The following is an 18213-nucleotide window of genomic DNA, read 5'->3' as shown; positions in this document are numbered from 1 at the left end:
CCGATTGGATGCTTATTCCTTCTCAGTGGTCTTAGCTTTGGCCTCTTCCATGGGTTCCGGCGGTACTTCCGGCTGGCCGGCGGGTTCAGGCGCCTTCATGACGGCCACGCCGACCACGGTGGTATGCGGGTGATCCAGTATTTTCACTCCCGGCGGTACATTCAAATCACTGACCGACAGGGCATCGCCAATTTCCAGATCGCTGATATCCACTTTGATGGCATCCGGAATCTGGCTGGGCAAACACTCCACTTCGGCGCTGCGCAGGTCATGCTGTACGACACCTCCCAGGGCAACACCCTTCGCCGTTCCCACCAACTGCACCGGTACCACAGTGCGGACCTTGGTATTCTCCGTCACCTGTTGGAAATCCACGTGCTGGATCTGGTGATGTAAAGGATCCATTTGCAGGCTTTTTACCATCACGGTCTGCTTGCCACCGTTAACATTCATGCTAATCAGTGTGTTACGACCGGTTACCGAACCAAGAATCTTTTTCAGGTCTTTGGCATCTACGGAAATGGCCATGGTTCCCATTTGTTTGCCGTAAACCACACCGGGAATCGCTCCGCTGTCCCTGATTTGCTTTAAACTGGATTTGGTGCGCCCTTCCCTGATATTGGCATCTAACGCTGCATCTGCCATAACATTGACCCCCTAACAATCTTATCACTGCTTCTATTATTCCCTATTAATGGTCATATCAAACAATGCCGGGGCATAAAGATGATGGTAAAGAGTATGGAATTAAAGGGGGCCTTTTCTTATGCGCAAGAGCAAGAAGTTTATCGGTATGCCTGTGATTAGCATTGCCGAAGGCCAGCAGATGGGGACCGTCAAGGGGTTGGTGATTGATCCTGTTCAACAAAAAGTTGCCGCCCTGATTATAGAGCAAAAAGGTTGGTTCAGTGAGCAGAAATTTGCCCCTTACGGAAAGGTGCGCAGTGTAGGCACCGATGCCATTACCATTGACCGGAGCGCGGTGGTGGAAAAGGGTACCAGCCTGCCGGATATTTTAAAACTATACAAGGATAAAGTTACAATTATCGGCTGCAAGGTCATCGTGGAAAACGGCTCCCACCTGGGCGAGGTGGATGAGTATTTCGTGGAAGAAACCACCGGCAGCATTGTTGGTTTAGAGATTACCGGCAATTTGCTCAACAGTATTATTAAAGGAAAGTCATTCCTGGACATTGGTTTTGTTAAAACCATCGGCAAGGAATTGGTGGTGGCCTCCAACGACGCCATGGAGAATACCGTCAAGATTGACGGCGGCTTGCAGGAAACAGTCAAGCAAATTAAGGACAGCACCAGCCACATCTGGGAAAGCACCCTGCAAAAGACCAAAGAACTGGGCAGTAAAACCAAGGAAATAAGCAGCAAGACCAAAGAGGAACTGGAAAGCAAAACGAAGGATCTCGGCAGTCTGAAAGATCTGGGTGAAAGCCTGCTGGAGAAAGTAAGAGGAAAGAATAAATGTGAAGAGGATGAAGAACCTTTAACCCGTTCTGCCCCACCTGTTGAAGATCAAGTGGAAGTCAAGGATCTGCCGCCGGATGCCTTCACCCGGGAAGAGGAAGTCGTTGATGGAACCCCTGAGCCCGAAAACCCAAAGGAAGACAATTCCGTTGTAGAAGAAGTAGCTGTAGAAGAAGTAACTGAAAGTGACGTTAAGGAATCCGATACAGAAAATGAAGAAAACCCGGACAAGGAAAATAAAAAGGAATAGTTAACTTCTCTCCTTTAAACAGCCTCCCGCGAGGCTGTTTGTTTTGCTTCCTATCGCTTGAAACATAGATCAGATTGTTGCTTATTTCGTAAATATGCAATACGCTGGTATAGTTCATACGATTTAATCACGGATTACACGCTAAAAAATTAGGGTATTATTAATAGGAAAAACCTGTTAGAGCCGTGTTTATTCATGGAATAATCTAATGGAACGATTTATTTCTGACAGGAATAAAAAAGGCCGGCAGGAAAATCCTGATAAATGGCAAATCTCAAAAAATAAAATCGGTCAATCCTAAGACCTACGAGGTGGAAAATATGATTGGTAAATTAAGAGATCCCTTTAGCGGGCTAACCCATTTAACCGGAGCGCTTTTATCCATCATAGGTTTGATTTTACTGGTTTATAATGCCGTATACTACGGAGACATCCGGCATGTGGTTTCGTTTTCTATTTTTGGTGCCAGTTTAATTCTGCTTTATACGGCCAGCGCTTTATATCATTTATTGCCCTTATCCCCGAAGGGGGTCCTTGTTTTACGACGGATTGATCATATGATGATATTTGTTTTAATTGCCGGCACCTATACGCCGGTTTGCCTGATTCCGCTGCAAGGGGGTTGGGGCTATTCCCTGCTGGTGGGTGTATGGACGCTGGCCATTGTGGGCATTGTGCTTAAAATCTTCTGGATGGAGACACCACGCTGGCTTTCAACCTTGCTTTATGTTGTGATGGGTTGGCTGGTGGTCGTTGCTTTTTGGCCGTTAATTCAAACCCTTTCCATGGGAGGCCTTATTTGGATGGCATTAGGGGGTTTTTTCTACACAATAGGAGCGGTTTTTTACGGTACCAAGTGGCCGCCGAACATTGTCCCCGGCTGGTTTGGTTTTCATGAAGTATTTCACCTTTTTGTGATGGCCGGGAGTTTCAGCCATTTCTGGTTAATGATGAAATATATTATGTTTATTTAGTTTAAGGCAACCATAACGTGCACACCAGTGTTAGGTCTGCACGTTTTCTGGTTTAATATGGTTATTTTATGCACTACCCTTTGGGAAAGTTGAAATAGGAAGTAAATACTGAAAATTTGGTTTGTTTTGGATTGTTTGCTTCAAAAATAAACGGCTGTGCTTTACTTAACCGCCGGGGATATTGATTACGCCTTGAAAGTAGCCAAAGAAATTTTGGCCTAAACAAAGCCAGACCCTGCTTAATCGTCAGCGGTCTGGCTTGAACATTTTTTACTAAGCTTTTCAGGTTGCTCCTAATCAGGCCGCTTGAACCGTACGTGAAAGGTGGTTCCGGCCGGGCCGGTTTCGATAATCATCCTGGCGTTATGCTTCCTGGCAATGGTATAACAGGTGGCCAGACCAAGTCCGGTTCCTCGGGTTTGGTGGTAAAAAAGGGAGTGCCCAGTTGATTCATGGTGTTTGGATCAATGCCCGTTCCCTGGTCCTGCACCGATAACACCACATATTCTTCTGTGCCGGCCGTCCTAAGGGTAAGGTGCCCCCCCTCCGGCATTGCTTCCAGGCCGTTACGGACCAGGTTCAGGGTCAAATGTTGAATTTCCTTTTCGTTCAACATTAGGTCAGGAACATCCTCCAACTGGATGAAAATGTCTTTACCGGTATCAGCCGCTTCCGCTTTGATCAACGGCAAAAGGGATTCCAGGAGGGTGTTGAGATTTTGTAATGTTAAATCTTCACCCTTCCTTTTGGTTAAAAAGAGAAATTGGGAGATAATTGAATTGGCAGCGTCCAATTCCCCCAGCATCAGCTTGATGTAGTCCCTGTGTGCCAGAAACTCCTCCCGTTCGTTTATCATTTGTAAAAAACCCCTGACACCGGTCATGCGGTTGCGTAATTGATGGGCGATGCCCGGGGCCATTTGTCCCACCAGATTGAGCCAGTCGATACGGACCATTTCTTGCTCAAACCGGCTGAAATTGGTTATGCGGGGGATTTCATTAATTACCAACCAGTATAAGCCGAGGTGAATGATGGCCTCAACAAATTCATTTAAATCAAGGGGTTTACGGACAAAGCTGTTGGCGCCTAAATGATAGCTGTCAAGGACATCCTTGTCTTCCATAGAAGCAGTGAGAACCACGACCGGGACCAGCCGCGTGTGTTCATTGGCCCGCAGTCGCTGCAGGACTTCCAGCCCGCTGATTTTGGGCAGCCTCAAGTCCAGCAGAATCACCATTGGCGTATCTGTAACGTCCCGCCCGGCATAAACCCCGGTCCCGAAAAGATAATCCAGTGCTTCCTCCCCGTCCCGGGCTATCACAACCTTATTTAACATTCTGCTTTTTTCAAAGGCGCGCAAAATCAGGCTGACATCCGTGGGATTATCTTCCACCAGTAAAATGATTTTATCTTCCATTCTTCTAAAAAAACCCCCTGTTTAAAGACTGTGTTGGGTCACCAATTGTATACAAAAAGATTTACCCCTCCCTAATCTACCATATTTTTGGTAAAATGCAATGTTTTGTAAAAAACAAAAACCCCGCGCTCTGTTCTGAAATAAGCGGGGTATGATGCGAAAAGTGGCATTTATTCAAAATAAAAACGTACTATTTCAGTGTAAAATAAAACATCGCTCCTTTACCTACCCCACCCTGGGCCCAGATGTCCCCCCCATGCCGGCGAATAATGCGCTGAACGGTGGCCAGACCGATACCGGTACCGGGAAACTCCGCCAGAGCATGCATGCGTTGAAAGGGTTGGAAAAGTTTTTCCCGGTACGCCATATCAAAACCTGCCCCGTTGTCCCGGAGAAAGAAAGCCTCTACATTCCTGTTCCGGGTGATGCCGAATTCAATTAGGGTTTCCGGTTGCTTGCCGGTAAATTTCCAGGCGTTGTCCAACAGGTTTTCCAGGGCGATCCGCAGGAGTTGTTTATCCCCCGTGGCCGCCAGACCTGGTGTAATGATAAAACGCGCCTTGCGTCCTGGTTCCAGCCTTTGCAGTTCTTTGGCAATCTCTTCCACCAGGTTGCTGAGGTCAATTTCTTCAAAGAACAGCTGGAAGAGGTTGCCCTTTGATAAATTTACTAAATCCTGGATGTACCGTTCCATGCACCTGGCAGCTTGCCGGATATTGTGAAGATATTCTTTGCCCCGTTCATCCAGTTGGTCGGAGTAATCTTCCAGCAGGGCCAGGCTGAAACCGTCAATGCCTCTGAGGTAATTACGCAGGTCGTGGGAAACGGAGAAATTAAAGGATTCCAATTCCTTGTTGGTATGATCCAACTCCAGCACCCTGCGCTGCAGGATGTCATTTAGTTCCTTGATGGTTTCTTCCGCCCTCCTGCGCTCCATGATTTCCTGTTGTAACTTTTTATTGGTCTCCATCAACTCATAGGTGCGTCCTAAGACCAAGTTCTCCAGTTGTTCCTGGTATTTTTTCATATTCTCTTCCTTCATAAGAACACCCCTGATAAGGAAACAAGATCCGGAGCCACTTATATATTTATACATTTTACAGCAATTACCTGCTCATGAAAGACATTTTTTGCAAATTTTGCATAATTTAAGAGAATTAGTAAGTGCACTAATGTTTTTCCATTACCCAAAAATACTATAAAAAACTCCTTCAGGATTTTTCTAAAGGAGTTTAAACTTCAAAAATTAAAACTGTTCCATCATCCTGGCGATGGCGTCGCCGTGATGGTCTTCATCCCTGGCCATGCGTTCAAAGACGAAGTGTTTATCTGGCTGCGCTTTAAAAATATCCGCCATCTGGCGGTACATTTTGGCAGCGGCACCCTCCCGCTGCATGGCAACCGTCAGAACTTCTTTAGGTGTCATGTCCGGGTTTAATTCTCCGGCCTCTTCAAGACCGTCGAAATAGACCTCTTCATTAATAGGCTCACCGGACTTTAACCATAACAGGTAGTCCAGGTGATCCTGCTCGTCCTGGGCCAGTTTCTCCAGTAATCTGGCAGTCTCCGGATTCTTTGCCTGACCAACCATTTCCTTATAAAATTTACAGCTGCTTTCTTCTGATTTAATGGCAACATCTAAGATGTCATTTACTGTTAGATGCATCCCCGTTCCCCCTTGACAGTATTTATCACATCCTCATTTTAATGCTGTTTTTAAATGATTACCATAACAAAAGTCTTGCAATTTTATTGCTTTACTATAAAGGGGTTACTCCATATTTATTTTATGGGCAGAAAACTGCATGATGTAGCCGCAGGACTCACACAATGCAATCAGCACCGGCAGTCCCCGCTCCGGATTGATTCCATAGGTGCCATCGGGCTTGCGGACCAGTTCGTTGAGGGCAAAAATTTGGGGTTCTTTGTTCAGGCTGTCTTCGGACATAATCATCACCATTTCAACATCACAAATAGGACAGACGGGTTTTTTCATTGACTTGCACCACCCTGTGTTTTTATCCATTATACTATACAAACGTGGCAATGATGGACTGATTTCTTGTGGATTGCGCAACCACATAACGAAGCGAGAGGCGAGAGGTGAGATTTTTCTTACTCTCACTTCTAACTTCTCACCTCTCACCTCTCAAAACAGTGGGTACCAACTTAATCTGTCCCCAGGCGGCCAATTTTTCTCCTTTAATGGCCAGGGCGCCAACGATCCCCGGGATGGCGGCCGCAAAGTCCACCGCCCTTTGCACATCCTCTTCGCTTTGCACCAGATTCCCGGCGGCGGTGGCCACTGCGTCCGCCAGCGGGGTGGAAGGGGATAAAATGACAACGGCATCGGACTTACCAAAACTTACCGAGTGTCCCACGGTGCCCGAGGAGGTGCAGATCCCCAGCGGGGTCTGGCCCGGCTGTATTTCCAGGGCAATCCGGTGGGTAAAGGGAGACGGTCCGGCAAAGATACCCACTTTCCTGGGCCGGGCGGTCTTAATAAAAATGTCGCCCCCGTTTTCCACAATGACATCCCGGGAGTGCCGGGCCAGGGCCTTCCCCACCCATTGGGCAAAGGCCCCGGCCACTGCTGCCATGGGCCCCACCCCGGCCAACCGGGCTGCCCCGGCCATATCCACCGCCATTTGAGGGGCGCCGTCCCCGGTTGCATGGGGGACCAGGCTGGTTTTGAAAACCGGGTCCCTTTTAATGTATTCCTCCAGGGCTGACCGCTCTTTTTTTACCAATTCTTCCACCCGGCGTACCAGTTCCGGGGAAAAACGTTCCCGCCGTACACCGATATCCAGATCGGTCTCCCGAACAGCTACTTGAAAATGGACGAGATCCCCCTGGCGGTGCAGGGAACGGTAGGTGCGCTCGGTATAATCCAATTTAAATTCTTACCTCCATGGCCCGGACCGGGCAAACCTTCAAACACTGCAGGCAAACCACGCACTTGTCGCCGTTAAACTGCACCTCCATGGAAGGGCGCTCCATGTAGAGCGCGCCGGCGGGGCAGTGCCCGGTGCAGGCACCGCAACTGGTGCAGCGGTCGTGGTTGCGAACCACTTCCTGGGTCAGGGGATGCACGGTAATCCCCTGGTCCCGCAGATACTGAATTCCCTCTTCGTATTTTTCCCCATCCAGATCTAAAACCATGGTACCTTCCATGTGGGGGTTAATTTTGGCTTTGATAATATTGACCACCAGATCGTAGTCCTTCACCAGGTGATAGATAATGGGCTGGTCTGAAGTGGTGGGACTAAACCGTAATACAATTTTATGAGGTGCCATATCAACCGCTCCTTTGCTCGTTACTTAGATTCCAGAACCTTACCGGTCAGCCCGGCGGCAGGCCCGGGCAGAAGTTGTACGGGTTCGCCCAACAGGAAGTCACCCTTTCGAATCCATTCCTTCAGAGTATGGGCAATTTCCCTGGCCTTGGGGTAGCTGGAAAGGGGCGCGGTGGGCACTTCTTTTCCCTGTACAGTAATCTTGCCGGATTTCAACTGGGCGTAACTGACCAGGCCCAGGTTACCGGGCACACGGTTGGGATAGCCTTCGCTGTAGTCCACCACCGGGGCGTGCAGTTCTTCATCGGAGAGTGCAGCATACCGTAAAACTTCTTCATTCAGGATGGGAATGGGAATGCCCAGACCCACCGTCAAGGTAACGCCATAGCCCTGAAAACTGGTGCCCCGCAGCCACTGGGGCTTCATTTGTTTAAGATCTCCCAGCACCGAGAGGGTACCGCCGGCGGAGCCGACAATGTTTCCCTCACCGTCTTTTAGCCAGCCGGGAAAGTGCTGGGTGCCGTTCCAGACCACATAGCCGGTGCCCCCGCCCAGGAAAATCCGGGTGCCGATGCCGATGGTGGCAAAATTGGGGTCTTTCATCAGCGGGCTCAGCTGACCGGAGGTAGAGTAGTTGGCGTTGCCCAGCCGGGGTTTCAGGGTCCCCATATAGGTATGAATGGTCTTATCCCCGAGGTTTACGGCACAGTTGTAATTCTGGTAAGCATTGCGCGGGTTAAACAAAATGGCTTCGTTGATGTCATGGAGGGTCACGGTGGTTTCAATCTCCCGGCGGGGATAGCAATCGGTGCCGTAGGAAATTGCTTCCAGCTTTAAAGGTTTCCCTGCCACCAGGTCTTCAATGATATGTCCTCCGCCGTAATGGAACTCACCGGGATAATTGTTATTGGCAGGGTCATCCTCCGCAATCTCGGTGGCGCCGATGTAAGCATCCACCGCAGCGATGCCGGTATAGGCCGGGACCCCGTTGAGCCAGACCTTGCTCATCCGCATGCGGGGCGCCGAGTGACCAAAGTTTAAAAAAGCACCCGAAGAACACATGGGACCAAAGGTTCCTGTGGTAACCACGTCGACCTCCGCAGTGGTTTTGGTCAACCCCTGTTCCTTCACTTTTCCTATGACTTCTTCAGCGGTGAGAACCACCGCTTTGCCCGCCTTGATGCGGGCATTAATTTCCGCGTAGGTACGCTCAACACCCATTTTTTGTCCTCCCTTCGTGCTCTCTGCCCCCGACATGAAATAAACCTCTTCTCAACAGAAGAGGTTTTGATTATCGCAGTCGCAGCACACCTCTTATCTGCCAGAAGAAAATCTTCTGCAGGAATTAGCACCTGTCCGGTTCGTGCCGGATGGTTGCCGGGTTTCATTGGGCCAGTCCCTCCACCTCTCAGGATAAGAGCACAGTATGAATTTGATTATTATTATTGTAAGTTTAGCAATCAACCGATCAATTTGTCAACTTAATTTTTCTTAACCCGGTACAACATCTCAATAACCCCGGGTCCCTTGTCTTCATGAAGTTTAAAAAATTGCACCAATCCTGTTAATTCCATGCGATCCATGATGATCCGGTACCCTGTAGGGAATTTTACCCAAAAAACTTCCTGGTTTTTCATATCGGTAACTTCCAGCCCGTTATTTTGTAAATAACTGATATTTTGCTGCATATAGATGCTGTACCTCCGTATTTAATTATGTCATAAAGAAAATGCTTTCTACTTATGGTAACCGGTCTTGCTTGCTGCCGTGCATAACCAGCTTTCTTTTGTCAAACCCTAATCATGAACAGGGGGTGATGGTAATGACTTGCCAGGAAGAATCCCGGCCCGATATGCTGGAAACAGGCGTCAGCAGTTGGTCCTATTCACCGGAAGAGCCTGAGGGTGAAATGAACATTGATTTTTACCACAACTGGTCCGCCCACTGGTAGATGGGGTTCCTAATTAGTTTATACCCCAACTGTTTCCCCGCGCAAGATAGAAAAAAAGATTTAGAACTTAAGTCCTATGCTCCTGGGACTATAGTCCTATTTCGTCCGCTTTATCTTAAGTTTAAAGCCCGTAGATCAACTGATCACGGGCTTTTTGTTGGCAAAAAACTTCTTTATAATTTTTAATTCTTTTCTAAGGACCGGGGCTTCGGGTCATTTGGGAATGCTTTAGAGGTCTGGTTTCGTTACGGAGGGTTTGGTCACCCATTTAAAAATCTCCATGACAATTGCAATGATACAGGCTGCCGCCAGCAGGTGCGCCTCTTCCTGCAGCTTTTTCGCATCCACATCCACCACGCCGTTCTCCGACCACATGGTTTTGCAACGGGGCAAACGACTTCCAGTGCCCCCTTTACCACCACCCGTACCCGGAATTCCTTGCGGAAATACTTGGCGGCAAATTTTCTCTCGGGTTCAAAGGGAATTACACCCATTGATTTACGCGGGCCATGTCTCCGTCACCTCCGGTGAAATATAGAAAAATTATAGCATAGGGTCCTATGGAGGTTGTGTGGAGGTGGACAATTGACAGGAAAATGTAAGATTAAAGTTTATCTGCCCATCCGGAAAGTCCGACCCCTTCTGCCGGGAAAGTGAAACCGATAAGAAAAGCAAAAACCCCGGCTGTGTTAAATACACCGGGGTTGTATCCTTTATGAGAACAATTTGCTGACGGAAAGATCTTCATGTATGCGAATAATAGCTTCACCCAGCAGAGGCGCCACAGACAATACCTTAATTTTATCAATCATTTTTTCTGGCGGCAGGGGAATGGTGTTGGTGATAACCACCTCTTTAATAACTGATTCCTCCAACCGTTGAATGGCCGGGCCGGAAAGAACCGCATGGGTGCCGCAGACGTAAATTTCCTTGGCCCCCCGTTCCATCAGGCAGCGGCTCCTTTGGTAATGGTACCGGCGGTGTCGATAATGTCATCAATCATGATGACCGCTTTGCCCTTAATGCTGCCGATGATATTGGTAACCTCGGCCACGTTGGGTTCCGGGCGCCGTTTATCGATAATGGCCAGGGGCGCGCCGATGCGCTCTGCCAGGTCCCTGGCCCGGGTCACCCCTCCGATGTCCGGCGACACCACCACCACATCATCCTTCAGGTTTTGCTGGAAGTACTCCGCCAAAATAGGGACCGCCGGCAGGTGGTCCACCGGAATGTCAAAAAAGCCCTGAATCTGGCCGGCGTGCAGGTCCATGGTGATCATCCTGCGGCAGCCGCTGGCCGTCAGGATGTTGGCCACCAGTTTGGCGGTAATGGGATCCCTGGCCCGGGTTTTACGGTCCTGCCGGGCATACCCGTAATAGGGGATTACCGCTGTAATGCGGCGGGCGGAGGCCCGGCGCAGGGCATCGGCCATGATTAACATTTCCATTAAATGCTCATTGACCGGTGTGGAGGTGGGCTGAATGATAAAGGCATCCGAGCCCCGCACGCTTTCATCCACTTTCACCCGGATCTCCCCATCACTGAAACGGATTACTTGGGACCTTCCCATGGCGACGCCAAGGTACTGGCAAATTTCCTTGGCTAATTCCGGGTTGGCGTTCCCCGCAAATATTTTTAATCGTTTGCTACCGGAAGACATTGATTAACCTCCAAAAATAAAGTTTATACCCGCCATCAGTCAATGGTGGGTTATTGACATACATTTGTCAAGACCGTAGGCTAACCCACAGAAAAACGTAAAGGCTGAGAGCTGGCGGCTAAAGGCTGGAAGCAAAACCCTAAAGACTACTCTTTTCTTTTCTTCGCCCAATCGGCCAGATTGGTTTGGCGCTCCCTGGCCACTCCCAGGGCGTGCTCCGGCACATCCTTGGTAATGGTGGAACCCGCTGCAACCACCGCGTTGCGGCCCACCTTTACCGGGGCCACCAGGTTGGTATTGCTGCCGATAAAGGCCCCGTCCTCAAGGATGGTCTGGTACTTGTTTTTCCCGTCGTAGTTGCAGGTAATGGTGCCTGCCCCCACATTGACCTTTTCCCCGATGGTGGCGTCCCCCACATAACTCAAATGGGGTATTTTGCTGCCGTTGCCGATGGTGGATTTTTTAATTTCCACAAAGTCTCCCACCTTGGCGTGCTCCCCGATGACGGTTCCCGGACGAATATAGCATAGGGGCCGATCACGGTATGGCTGCCGATACGGCTCTCCAGCAGGACCGAATATTGGATTTCCACCTGATCTCCAATCACACAGTCGGTAATCTTACTGCCGGGGCCGATGGTGCAATGGCTGCCGATTTCGGTTTTCCCCTGCAGAAAGGTAAAGGGTAGGACCACGGTATCCCGTCCGATCTTGACGTCCGGGTCGATATAGGTGTTGTCAGGATCCATAACGGTAACACCCTGGACCATCAGTTCCTCCAGCACCCGCCGGCGGAGGACCGTTTCTGCCTGGGAGAGCTGAATGCGGTCATTAATTCCCTGCACCTCCCGGGCATCCTCCAGGGTTACTGCCTGCACGGTGAGTCCCCTGTTTACAAAAATTTGAATAATATCCGTAAGGTAATATTCCCCCTGGGCATTGGCAGGGGATATTTCCTTGAGCGCGTCAAACAGTCCGGGCACGCTAAAACAATAGACCCCTGTGTTGATTTCTTTGACCATGAGTTCTTCCGGTGAGGCGTCCTTTTGCTCGACAATGCGGGACACGCTCCCGGCGGTCGTCCGAATCACCCGGCCATATCCCGTTGGGTCAGCCATCTCTGCGGTGAGCAACGTAGCCACCGCTCCGGATTCCCGGTGGGTTCGGGCCAGTGTCGCCAGGGTACTCGCCCGCAAAAGGGGCGTATCCCCGCAAACAACCAGCAGGTCACCGGTGCACCGGGCAAATTCACCTTCTGTCTGCAGCAAAGCATGGGCTGTTCCCAACTGTTCTTCCTGCAGCACCACCCTGGCACTGTCTCCCAGAAAATCCGTCACCTGTTGGGCTCCAAAGCCGGCCACCACCACAGTTTTGGTAGCTCCGGCACCAATCACGGAATGTAACACATGCCCCAACATTGGCCGGCCGCCTACCCTGTGCAACACTTTTGGTAAATCCGATTTCATTCTGGTTCCTTTGCCGGCTGCCAGGATTACCGCAGCAAGTTCCATCCGGTGCCCCCCTTTTTCTTTCTTACTATATCATATCCTTATCAGGCGCAAGTTTTTCTACCAACCGTAATTTTACCACAAAAAAGCATGATTTCCTTTTTATAATGACAAAAACCAATAATACAAAGAATATTTAGAAAAATAAAAGGGAGCTTGTATGCTCCCTGAGAATATTTTTGGCCATAGAGTTAAATGGCTTCCTGGTAGGCTTGCAGTACGGCATTTTGGATGATTTCTCTGGCTGAAGAATTAATGGGGTGAGCGATATCACGAAACTCGCCGTCCGGAGTTTTTCTGCTGGGCATTGCCACGAACAAACCGTTTTGACCCTCAACAACCTTGACATCGTGGATCACAAAGGCGTCATTCAGAGTGACGGACACAATGGCTTTCATTTTGCCCTCCATGAGTACCTTTCGTACCCGCACATCGGTTACATGCAAGATTTTTCACCACCTTCCGCTGCGTCAACTTCTGTTGGGCTAGTTAATTCTGCAGTGGAAAGGAAATTCCTGCTTATTTCAAAACTTTCTTTTAATTTCTCTAGCGGTTTTTTCGTATTATTTCAAGATATCCAACACATACCCCTTTTTTTCTAAGGATTCGACAATTGCTGCAATGTGGTCGGCATTGCGGGTCTCCAGGGAGATTTCCACCTCCGCCTGCTTTAAGGGTACGTTGGGCTTAATGCGGTCGTGGGCTATGGAAATCACGTTGGCCCCGCTGGCCGCCAGGGCAGACAAAAGTTTTTGCAGGGAACCCGGTTTGTCGGTGACAATGGTGCGCAGCCTTAGATATCGGCCTGCCTTTACCAGTCCGCGCTCAATAATGATAGAGATAACGTTCACATCAATATTGCCGCCGCTCAGGATAACCGCCACTTTTTTGCCGCAGAGGTCGCATTTTTTATGCAGCAAGGCGGAGATCCCCACCGCCCCGGCACCTTCCACCACCAGCTTGGAGCTTTCCAGCAGCATCAAAATGGCCCAGGCGATTTCCTCGTCATCCACTGTGACAATTTGGTCCACATAATGCTGTACCATTTCAAAGGTAAGGTCTCCCGGCCGGCGTACGGCGATGCCGTCGGCAATGGTTTGGGCGGACGTTAATTCATGGACTTTGCCAATGCGGCAGGCCTGCAGCATGCAGGGTGCATCCGAGGCTTCCACCCCGATGATTCGCACCTCCGGTCTTTGTTCCTTGATGGCGCAGGCGATGCCGGAAATTAACCCCCCGCCGCCGATGGGAACCAAAACCGCCTCCACATCGGGCAGGTCTTCCAGCAGTTCCAGCCCGACGGTACCCTGCCCGGCGATCACCAGCGGGTCATCAAAGGCATGCACAAAGACCGCCCCGGTTTCCTGCCGGATCTCCCGGGCCCGGCGGAAGGCATCGTCGTAGCCCTGCCCCGCCAGCACCACATGGGCACCGTAGGAGCGGGTTCTTTCCACCTTGGTAATGGGCGCCCCCTCGGGCATGACGATGGTGGCCGGAATGGATGCCTGGCTGGAGGCCAGGGCCACTCCCTGGGCGTGGTTGCCCGCCGAAGCCGCTACCACACCTTTACCGGCGTCCTTCCCCAGGGCAGCTATTTTATTGTAGGCGCCCCTTAGTTTAAAGGAACCGGTTTTTTGCAGGTTCTCCAGCTTTAAAAATACGTTGGAGCCGGTCATTTGACTGAAAAATTCAGAGGGTTCCAGCGGGGTATGCCTGCTGATGCCCTTCAGCCGTTCCCTGGCTTCAAAAATGTCGTTGAGGGTTACAAACCTGTTGGCCATTCTGCCTGCTCCTTATGGTCTGAGTTAAAGGATAATACCGGGCCGTTTTAATACGAAATCTTTTATGGCACCCTGCACAGTTCCTTGGCGGACACCTGCCGCTCTTCAAATCCCAGCACCCGGCGCGCCAATTGCAGGTCCGCCGGTTTATCCACATCCATCCCCACCTCCGGGTAAGGGCAAATGACCGACCGGCCCTTGATGCCCAACAGCCGGGAAGCCCTCTCTTCCACTTCCTTTAGTGTCAGAACCCGCAGCAGCAGTTTAAAGAGCAGGGAGATTCCTACCCGGCGCGCCAGGGCCAGGGGGTTTTTACGTAAATGGATCAACTCCCGGCCGATGCCCAGACAATGTTTAACCACCCGGGGGTTGACCAAAAACAGGTTCCCCCCAGTGAAAACCCCTTCCTTAAATTTCACATATGTCCGTTTGGCCCCGGGGTATTTTCCCTCCACCGCTTCCCTGGGAACCAGCGGGAAATAAAGATCGTCACGGTTGTCCCCGCAAAGGCCCAAAAATCCTGTTACCGCCCCTGGAGTCAGCAGCGGGATGTCGCAAGTGGCCAGCAAAAAGGGGCGCTCCATCAGAGCACAACCCCGCTGGAGATTTTCCATCATAGTTTGGCCGGATGCTGCCCAATGGACCTCCGGTGACAGCACCTTCTTCACGGCCGGGGGGGCCACCACCAGAATTCTGCCGATCTGCCCCGAATTTTTCAGGGCATTCACCACATAGGTGACCATGCTGCATGGCCCAATTTTAATCAGGGCTTCATATTTTTCCCTGCTTGTGTTTTTTAATGCTCCGTTGTTTGGACTGCCGGCCAAAACCAGCGCATCAATCATTCCTCTTTTGTGCCCCCTTAAGGGAATTTAACATGCTGTTTTCCGCATTATAGATATGCTCTCTGGCTAACGTCTGGCTTAGCTCTACATTGCGGTCCGCGATGGCGTCCACAATCTGCCGGTGTTCTTCCACGGCATCTTTGCTTCTGCCCGGCTGGGAGAGGGATACCGTCCTCACCCGCTGGATCACTTCCCGCAGGTGGGTGATAATGAGCTGCAGCCGCTCGTTGCGGCTGGCCTTGTAAAGCAGATCGTGAAAATCGGTGTCCGTTTCCACAATGCCGTTGATGTCCTGCCGGTTGGTCTGCTCGGAATAAGCCAAAAGGGATCTCTGCAGTTGTTCAATCTCTTCCTCGGTGGCCCGTTCGGCGGCCAGCCCCGCGGCCAGCGCCTCCAGCGCGGCCCGTACCTCGAAAACATCGGTTACATCCTTTAAGGAAATGCCCGCCACATAGGCTCCCTTGCGGGGAATCATGACCACGAAACCCTCCAGTTCCAGCTTGCGGATGGCTTCTCTGACAGGGGTGCGGCTGACACCCATTTCTTCGGCCAGCTGAATTTCCATCAATCGTTCTCCGGGCTCCAGTTTGCCGGACAGGATGGCCTCCCGCAGGGTCTCAAAAACAATCTCCCGCAAAGGCTTGTAAGCATCCAATTTAATCGGTACTAATCTTGGTTCACTCATTCTCTCCGCCCCCTTAATCATTCTTGGTCCCCAACCTAGTCAGCAGCTACTTTTTTCCTTCGTAAAGGATTGCTTTCATTTATATACCACATTATACCATAAAGGCCGCCAAAACCCGACATTCCGGCAGGTTGATTCGACGGGCAATTTCACCGGCTGTTTTTTGATCGGCGGTTAAGCCAAACACGGTGGGCCCGCTGCCGGACATTAATACGCCCCTGCACCCCGCCTCTTGCAGCCGTTCTTTAATGGTCTGCAGTTCCGGGTGCAGCTTTAAGGTGACACTCTCCAGCACGTTGCACAGGTTTCGGGCAACCAGGTCCAGGTCCCCCTTCTGCAGGGCACCGACCATGGCCGGAGTGTCGGGCCTGCGGCCCAGGTCCGCCAGGTCCAGTCCCCTGTAAACCGCTGCGGTGCTGACCCCAAAAGCCGGTTTCACCAGGACTACGCCAAAGGCGGGCGCCGGAGGCAGCGGTGTAAGGATTTCCCCTATGCCCCTGGCAACGGCGGTGCCGCCCGTCAGGCAAAAGGATACATCCGCCCCCAATTGGGCGGCCAGTTTCACCAGTTGTTCATTACCAAGCCCCAGGTTCCACAGCCGGTTGAGTCCCCGCAGGGCGGCAGCCGCATCGGTGGAGCCGCCGGCCAGGCCGGCAGCCACCGGTATTTCCTTGTGCAGGTGAATTCTCGCCCCGGCCTCCGGCCCGGCCTGCTGCTGCAGCAAGCGGGCGGCCCTCAGAACCAGATTGTCCTGGCCGGCAGTTACACGAACCCCCGACACGGTAAGAACGATTTCCTTTGGTTCAAACTCCATTTCCAAGGTGTCATGCAGTGCGATGCTCTGCATGATCATTTCCACTTCGTGGTACCCGTCGGGACGCCGGGACAGGACATCCAGCGTTAGATTTATCTTGGCATGGGCATTCAGCCTCAGTCCCATGTTCTCCCCCCTAAGCAATAATAAACTGCTATTCCCCACGTCCGGTGGAAAAACCTTCTTTTGCTCATAGGTATTTCTTTGGGGTCCTGCCGTCAGCCTTCAGCTATCAGCATTCAGCCTTTGACCCTGATGGCTGATGGCTGACAGCTAGACCCGTAAGAAATGCCCTTAAGCTTTTACTTCCTATTATTTACTACCCAAGGATAAAAAATACTGGCGGTACGCTGGCCCCCATGCAGGCGGGTTTTCATAGTATGGAAGTAACGGACCTGAAAGGAGGCGGCAAGATGACCGATGCTAAAATGTACCGTGCCGGTATTGAGCTGTTTATCAACCCTCAAACCCGGCAGCTGAGTGTTTATGTGGGGGGTCAATTATCAAAAACTTATCCGGTGGGGGTGGGAAAATCCTCAACTCCCACGCCTGCGGGTGACTATAAAGTGGTCAATAAAGTAACCAACCCCGGCGGCGTGCTGGGCAGCCGCTGGATGGGGTTAAATATCCCCGGAGGCAATTATGGCATTCATGGCACCAATAACCCGTCTTCCATCGGCAAACTGGTTTCGCTGGGGTGTATTCGTATGCACAACCAGAATGCGGAAGAACTATTCCCCCAGGTCCCGGTGGGGACACCGGTTCGCATTGCTGCTGTGCCCGGTTATAACCAGAAGGGGGGCGCCGCACCCAAACCCGCCCCGGGGAGCGGCCCCCCGCTGGACCACACGGTGCATGTGGTGCGGCCCGGCGACACCCTCTGGAAAATCGCCAGGGAATATAACGTCTCTTTGGATGCCCTGCTGGCGGCCAATCCTCTGGCTGACCCCGATCGGTTGGAAGTGGGGCAAACTATTTACATTCCTAAATAAACTTTACAAGGAATTTGTCACTGTAATAAGGCCAGAATATGTTTTATTTGTGCACACCTGACATCAAATCCAGTACATGATGCAGTTATATTATTAAATAACAAACAAGAACTTATAATTTTTCGTACAAGAAAGAATTATTGTTTTTCTCCCAGCAATGGCCCCTGAAGACCCGGTGGCCGGAATTTACCAGTCATCAGGTCTTTTTTGGTCGCGGCAAAACCATACGGTGGTGGGCACTGCCACCAGCCCGGAATTGATTTACCCCCTGAAGGATGCGTCCACCCTGATCACGGACCCGAAGACCTTTGGCGTCATCATGATGCCCCAAAAACTGGATATGGAAGATTAAAATCACTAGCGTTGCATAAATAAATTTCCAAAATGTCAATATCTAAAATTCTAGAAAAAAACCAATAAATCATTGTTTTTCCAGCAATATCCTGTAAAAATGATTAAAATCTCCTTATAATTGAGGTATAACAGGTAGTCCTGTCCATAATCTCAAAAATAAGGAGACATCGCATGGACAAGGATACCAATAAATCCACATATAATCAAC

At 50.7% G+C, this 18213-nt stretch carries 21 protein-coding genes, 2 pseudogenes and 1 riboswitch; of the genes and pseudogenes, 5 read left to right on the top strand and 18 right to left on the bottom strand.

Annotation, left to right across the window (positions count from 1 at the left end):
* Window positions 1-12 precede the first annotated feature (12 nt).
* On the bottom strand, window positions 13-645 hold the full coding sequence (locus P378_RS10015; RefSeq protein ID WP_099083158.1) for a 50S ribosomal protein L25/general stress protein Ctc: 633 nt from the start codon (window positions 643-645) through the stop codon (window positions 13-15).
* A gap of 121 nt (window positions 646-766) precedes the next feature.
* Here P378_RS10015 and P378_RS10010 point away from each other — a divergent pair, with 121 nt between their 5' ends.
* Complete coding sequence (locus tag P378_RS10010; protein WP_099083157.1) at window positions 767-1729, top strand: PRC-barrel domain-containing protein; 963 nt, start codon at window positions 767-769, stop codon at window positions 1727-1729.
* Window positions 1730-2049: 320 nt separating this feature from the next.
* Window positions 2050-2703 (top strand): PAQR family membrane homeostasis protein TrhA, encoded by a 654-nt coding sequence (trhA, locus tag P378_RS10005; RefSeq protein WP_207654022.1) that lies wholly within the window; start codon window positions 2050-2052, stop codon window positions 2701-2703.
* Window positions 2704-2996: 293 nt separating this feature from the next.
* Here the strand turns inward: trhA and P378_RS24120 are convergent, their stop codons facing one another.
* The 9 genes from P378_RS24120 to P378_RS09965 all read right to left on the bottom strand — a co-directional run bounded on the left by P378_RS24120 (window position 2997) and on the right by P378_RS09965 (window position 9104).
* The gene (locus P378_RS24120; RefSeq protein ID WP_420795992.1) at window positions 2997-3083 is read right to left on the bottom strand and encodes a hypothetical protein; all 87 of its coding nucleotides are present in this window, start codon (window positions 3081-3083) and stop codon (window positions 2997-2999) included.
* Entirely contained in the window at window positions 3056-4120 is a 1065-nt protein-coding gene (locus tag P378_RS10000) for a response regulator (RefSeq protein ID WP_099083156.1), read from the bottom strand. The genes P378_RS24120 and P378_RS10000 overlap by 28 nt, the downstream gene beginning before the upstream one ends.
* A 190-nt stretch (window positions 4121-4310) precedes the next feature.
* Complete coding sequence (locus P378_RS09995; protein WP_180261057.1) at window positions 4311-5162, bottom strand: sensor histidine kinase; 852 nt, start codon at window positions 5160-5162, stop codon at window positions 4311-4313.
* A gap of 204 nt (window positions 5163-5366) precedes the next feature.
* Window positions 5367-5786: a ferritin family protein gene (locus P378_RS09990; RefSeq protein ID WP_099083154.1), complete on the bottom strand. Its 420-nt coding sequence runs from the start codon at window positions 5784-5786 to the stop codon at window positions 5367-5369.
* Between the two features lie 105 nt (window positions 5787-5891).
* Window positions 5892-6116 (bottom strand): hypothetical protein, encoded by a 225-nt coding sequence (locus P378_RS09985; RefSeq protein ID WP_099083153.1) that lies wholly within the window; start codon window positions 6114-6116, stop codon window positions 5892-5894.
* Between the two features lie 139 nt (window positions 6117-6255).
* On the bottom strand, window positions 6256-7014 hold the full coding sequence (locus P378_RS09980) for a UPF0280 family protein (RefSeq protein WP_207654021.1): 759 nt from the start codon (window positions 7012-7014) through the stop codon (window positions 6256-6258).
* A 1-nt stretch (window position 7015) separates the two neighbouring features.
* Entirely contained in the window at window positions 7016-7417 is a 402-nt protein-coding gene (locus tag P378_RS09975; RefSeq protein WP_099083152.1) for an NIL domain-containing protein, read from the bottom strand.
* A gap of 20 nt (window positions 7418-7437) precedes the next feature.
* Window positions 7438-8637, bottom strand: coding sequence for a homocysteine biosynthesis protein (locus tag P378_RS09970; RefSeq protein WP_099083151.1), 1200 nt, complete (start codon window positions 8635-8637; stop codon window positions 7438-7440).
* 90 nt (window positions 8638-8727) lie between these two features.
* A riboswitch (SAM riboswitch) is annotated at window positions 8728-8836 on the bottom strand.
* Window positions 8837-8897: 61 nt separating this feature from the next.
* Window positions 8898-9104, bottom strand: a complete 207-nt coding sequence (locus P378_RS09965) for a hypothetical protein (RefSeq protein WP_238473104.1) — start codon at window positions 9102-9104, stop codon at window positions 8898-8900.
* A gap of 134 nt (window positions 9105-9238) precedes the next feature.
* Here P378_RS09965 and P378_RS22945 point away from each other — a divergent pair, with 134 nt between their 5' ends.
* On the top strand, window positions 9239-9367 hold the full coding sequence (locus P378_RS22945) for a hypothetical protein (RefSeq protein WP_274378691.1): 129 nt from the start codon (window positions 9239-9241) through the stop codon (window positions 9365-9367).
* 228 nt (window positions 9368-9595) lie between these two features.
* On the opposite strand, the gene P378_RS21620 is transcribed toward P378_RS22945, so the two are convergent.
* The 8 genes and pseudogenes from P378_RS21620 to ispE all read right to left on the bottom strand — a co-directional run bounded on the left by P378_RS21620 (window position 9596) and on the right by ispE (window position 16785).
* The gene (locus P378_RS21620) at window positions 9596-9760 is read right to left on the bottom strand and encodes a hypothetical protein (protein ID WP_238473103.1); all 165 of its coding nucleotides are present in this window, start codon (window positions 9758-9760) and stop codon (window positions 9596-9598) included.
* Between the two features lie 320 nt (window positions 9761-10080).
* Window positions 10081-11027 (bottom strand): annotated as a pseudogene (locus P378_RS09960) (ribose-phosphate diphosphokinase).
* A 146-nt stretch (window positions 11028-11173) separates the two neighbouring features.
* Window positions 11174-12537: pseudogene (gene glmU, locus P378_RS09955) on the bottom strand (bifunctional UDP-N-acetylglucosamine diphosphorylase/glucosamine-1-phosphate N-acetyltransferase GlmU).
* A gap of 188 nt (window positions 12538-12725) precedes the next feature.
* Window positions 12726-12980 carry a septation regulator SpoVG gene (gene spoVG / locus P378_RS09950; protein WP_099083149.1) on the bottom strand — a complete coding sequence of 85 codons (255 nt, stop codon included), beginning with the start codon at window positions 12978-12980 and terminating at the stop codon, window positions 12726-12728.
* A gap of 117 nt (window positions 12981-13097) precedes the next feature.
* Window positions 13098-14315, bottom strand: a complete 1218-nt coding sequence (gene ilvA / locus P378_RS09945) for a threonine ammonia-lyase (RefSeq protein WP_099083148.1) — start codon at window positions 14313-14315, stop codon at window positions 13098-13100.
* A gap of 62 nt (window positions 14316-14377) precedes the next feature.
* Window positions 14378-15160: an NTP transferase domain-containing protein gene (locus P378_RS09940; protein WP_099083147.1), complete on the bottom strand. Its 783-nt coding sequence runs from the start codon at window positions 15158-15160 to the stop codon at window positions 14378-14380.
* On the bottom strand, window positions 15153-15845 hold the full coding sequence (locus tag P378_RS09935) for a GntR family transcriptional regulator (protein ID WP_099083146.1): 693 nt from the start codon (window positions 15843-15845) through the stop codon (window positions 15153-15155). Before P378_RS09935 ends, P378_RS09940 begins: the two co-directional genes overlap by 8 nt.
* Before the next feature lie 91 nt (window positions 15846-15936).
* The gene (gene ispE, locus P378_RS09930) at window positions 15937-16785 is read right to left on the bottom strand and encodes a 4-(cytidine 5'-diphospho)-2-C-methyl-D-erythritol kinase (protein WP_099083145.1); all 849 of its coding nucleotides are present in this window, start codon (window positions 16783-16785) and stop codon (window positions 15937-15939) included.
* Window positions 16786-17072: 287 nt separating this feature from the next.
* Here ispE and P378_RS09925 point away from each other — a divergent pair, with 287 nt between their 5' ends.
* Window positions 17073-17651 carry a L,D-transpeptidase family protein gene (locus P378_RS09925; protein WP_099083235.1) on the top strand — a complete coding sequence of 193 codons (579 nt, stop codon included), beginning with the start codon at window positions 17073-17075 and terminating at the stop codon, window positions 17649-17651.
* 175 nt (window positions 17652-17826) lie between these two features.
* Complete coding sequence (locus P378_RS19555; protein ID WP_180261056.1) at window positions 17827-18003, top strand: hypothetical protein; 177 nt, start codon at window positions 17827-17829, stop codon at window positions 18001-18003.
* The last annotated feature ends 210 nt before the right edge of the window (window positions 18004-18213 follow it).

This window comes from Desulforamulus profundi, assembly GCF_002607855.1.
Note: the sequence above shows the minus strand (reverse complement) of the source record. Positions and strands in the feature narration are given on the sequence as shown.

Coding starts and splice junctions, on each gene's coding strand:
- P378_RS09985 (WP_099083153.1), bottom strand. CDS start 6,116: ATGAAAAAACCCGTCTGTCCTATTTGTGATGTTGAAATGGTGATGATT.
- P378_RS09935 (WP_099083146.1), bottom strand. CDS start 15,845: ATGAGTGAACCAAGATTAGTACCGATTAAATTGGATGCTTACAAGCCT.
- P378_RS09925 (WP_099083235.1), top strand. CDS start 17,073: ATGACCGATGCTAAAATGTACCGTGCCGGTATTGAGCTGTTTATCAAC.
- P378_RS10000 (WP_099083156.1), bottom strand. CDS start 4,120: ATGGAAGATAAAATCATTTTACTGGTGGAAGATAATCCCACGGATGTC.
- P378_RS09940 (WP_099083147.1), bottom strand. CDS start 15,160: ATGATTGATGCGCTGGTTTTGGCCGGCAGTCCAAACAACGGAGCATTA.
- trhA (WP_207654022.1), top strand. CDS start 2,050: ATGATTGGTAAATTAAGAGATCCCTTTAGCGGGCTAACCCATTTAACC.
- P378_RS09970 (WP_099083151.1), bottom strand. CDS start 8,637: ATGGGTGTTGAGCGTACCTACGCGGAAATTAATGCCCGCATCAAGGCG.
- ispE (WP_099083145.1), bottom strand. CDS start 16,785: ATGGGACTGAGGCTGAATGCCCATGCCAAGATAAATCTAACGCTGGAT.
- P378_RS09965 (WP_238473104.1), bottom strand. CDS start 9,104: ATGCAGCAAAATATCAGTTATTTACAAAATAACGGGCTGGAAGTTACC.
- P378_RS10010 (WP_099083157.1), top strand. CDS start 767: ATGCGCAAGAGCAAGAAGTTTATCGGTATGCCTGTGATTAGCATTGCC.
- ilvA (WP_099083148.1), bottom strand. CDS start 14,315: ATGGCCAACAGGTTTGTAACCCTCAACGACATTTTTGAAGCCAGGGAA.
- P378_RS09995 (WP_180261057.1), bottom strand. CDS start 5,162: ATGAAGGAAGAGAATATGAAAAAATACCAGGAACAACTGGAGAACTTG.
- P378_RS09975 (WP_099083152.1), bottom strand. CDS start 7,417: ATGGCACCTCATAAAATTGTATTACGGTTTAGTCCCACCACTTCAGAC.
- P378_RS09990 (WP_099083154.1), bottom strand. CDS start 5,786: ATGCATCTAACAGTAAATGACATCTTAGATGTTGCCATTAAATCAGAA.
- P378_RS10015 (WP_099083158.1), bottom strand. CDS start 645: ATGGCAGATGCAGCGTTAGATGCCAATATCAGGGAAGGGCGCACCAAA.
- P378_RS22945 (WP_274378691.1), top strand. CDS start 9,239: ATGACTTGCCAGGAAGAATCCCGGCCCGATATGCTGGAAACAGGCGTC.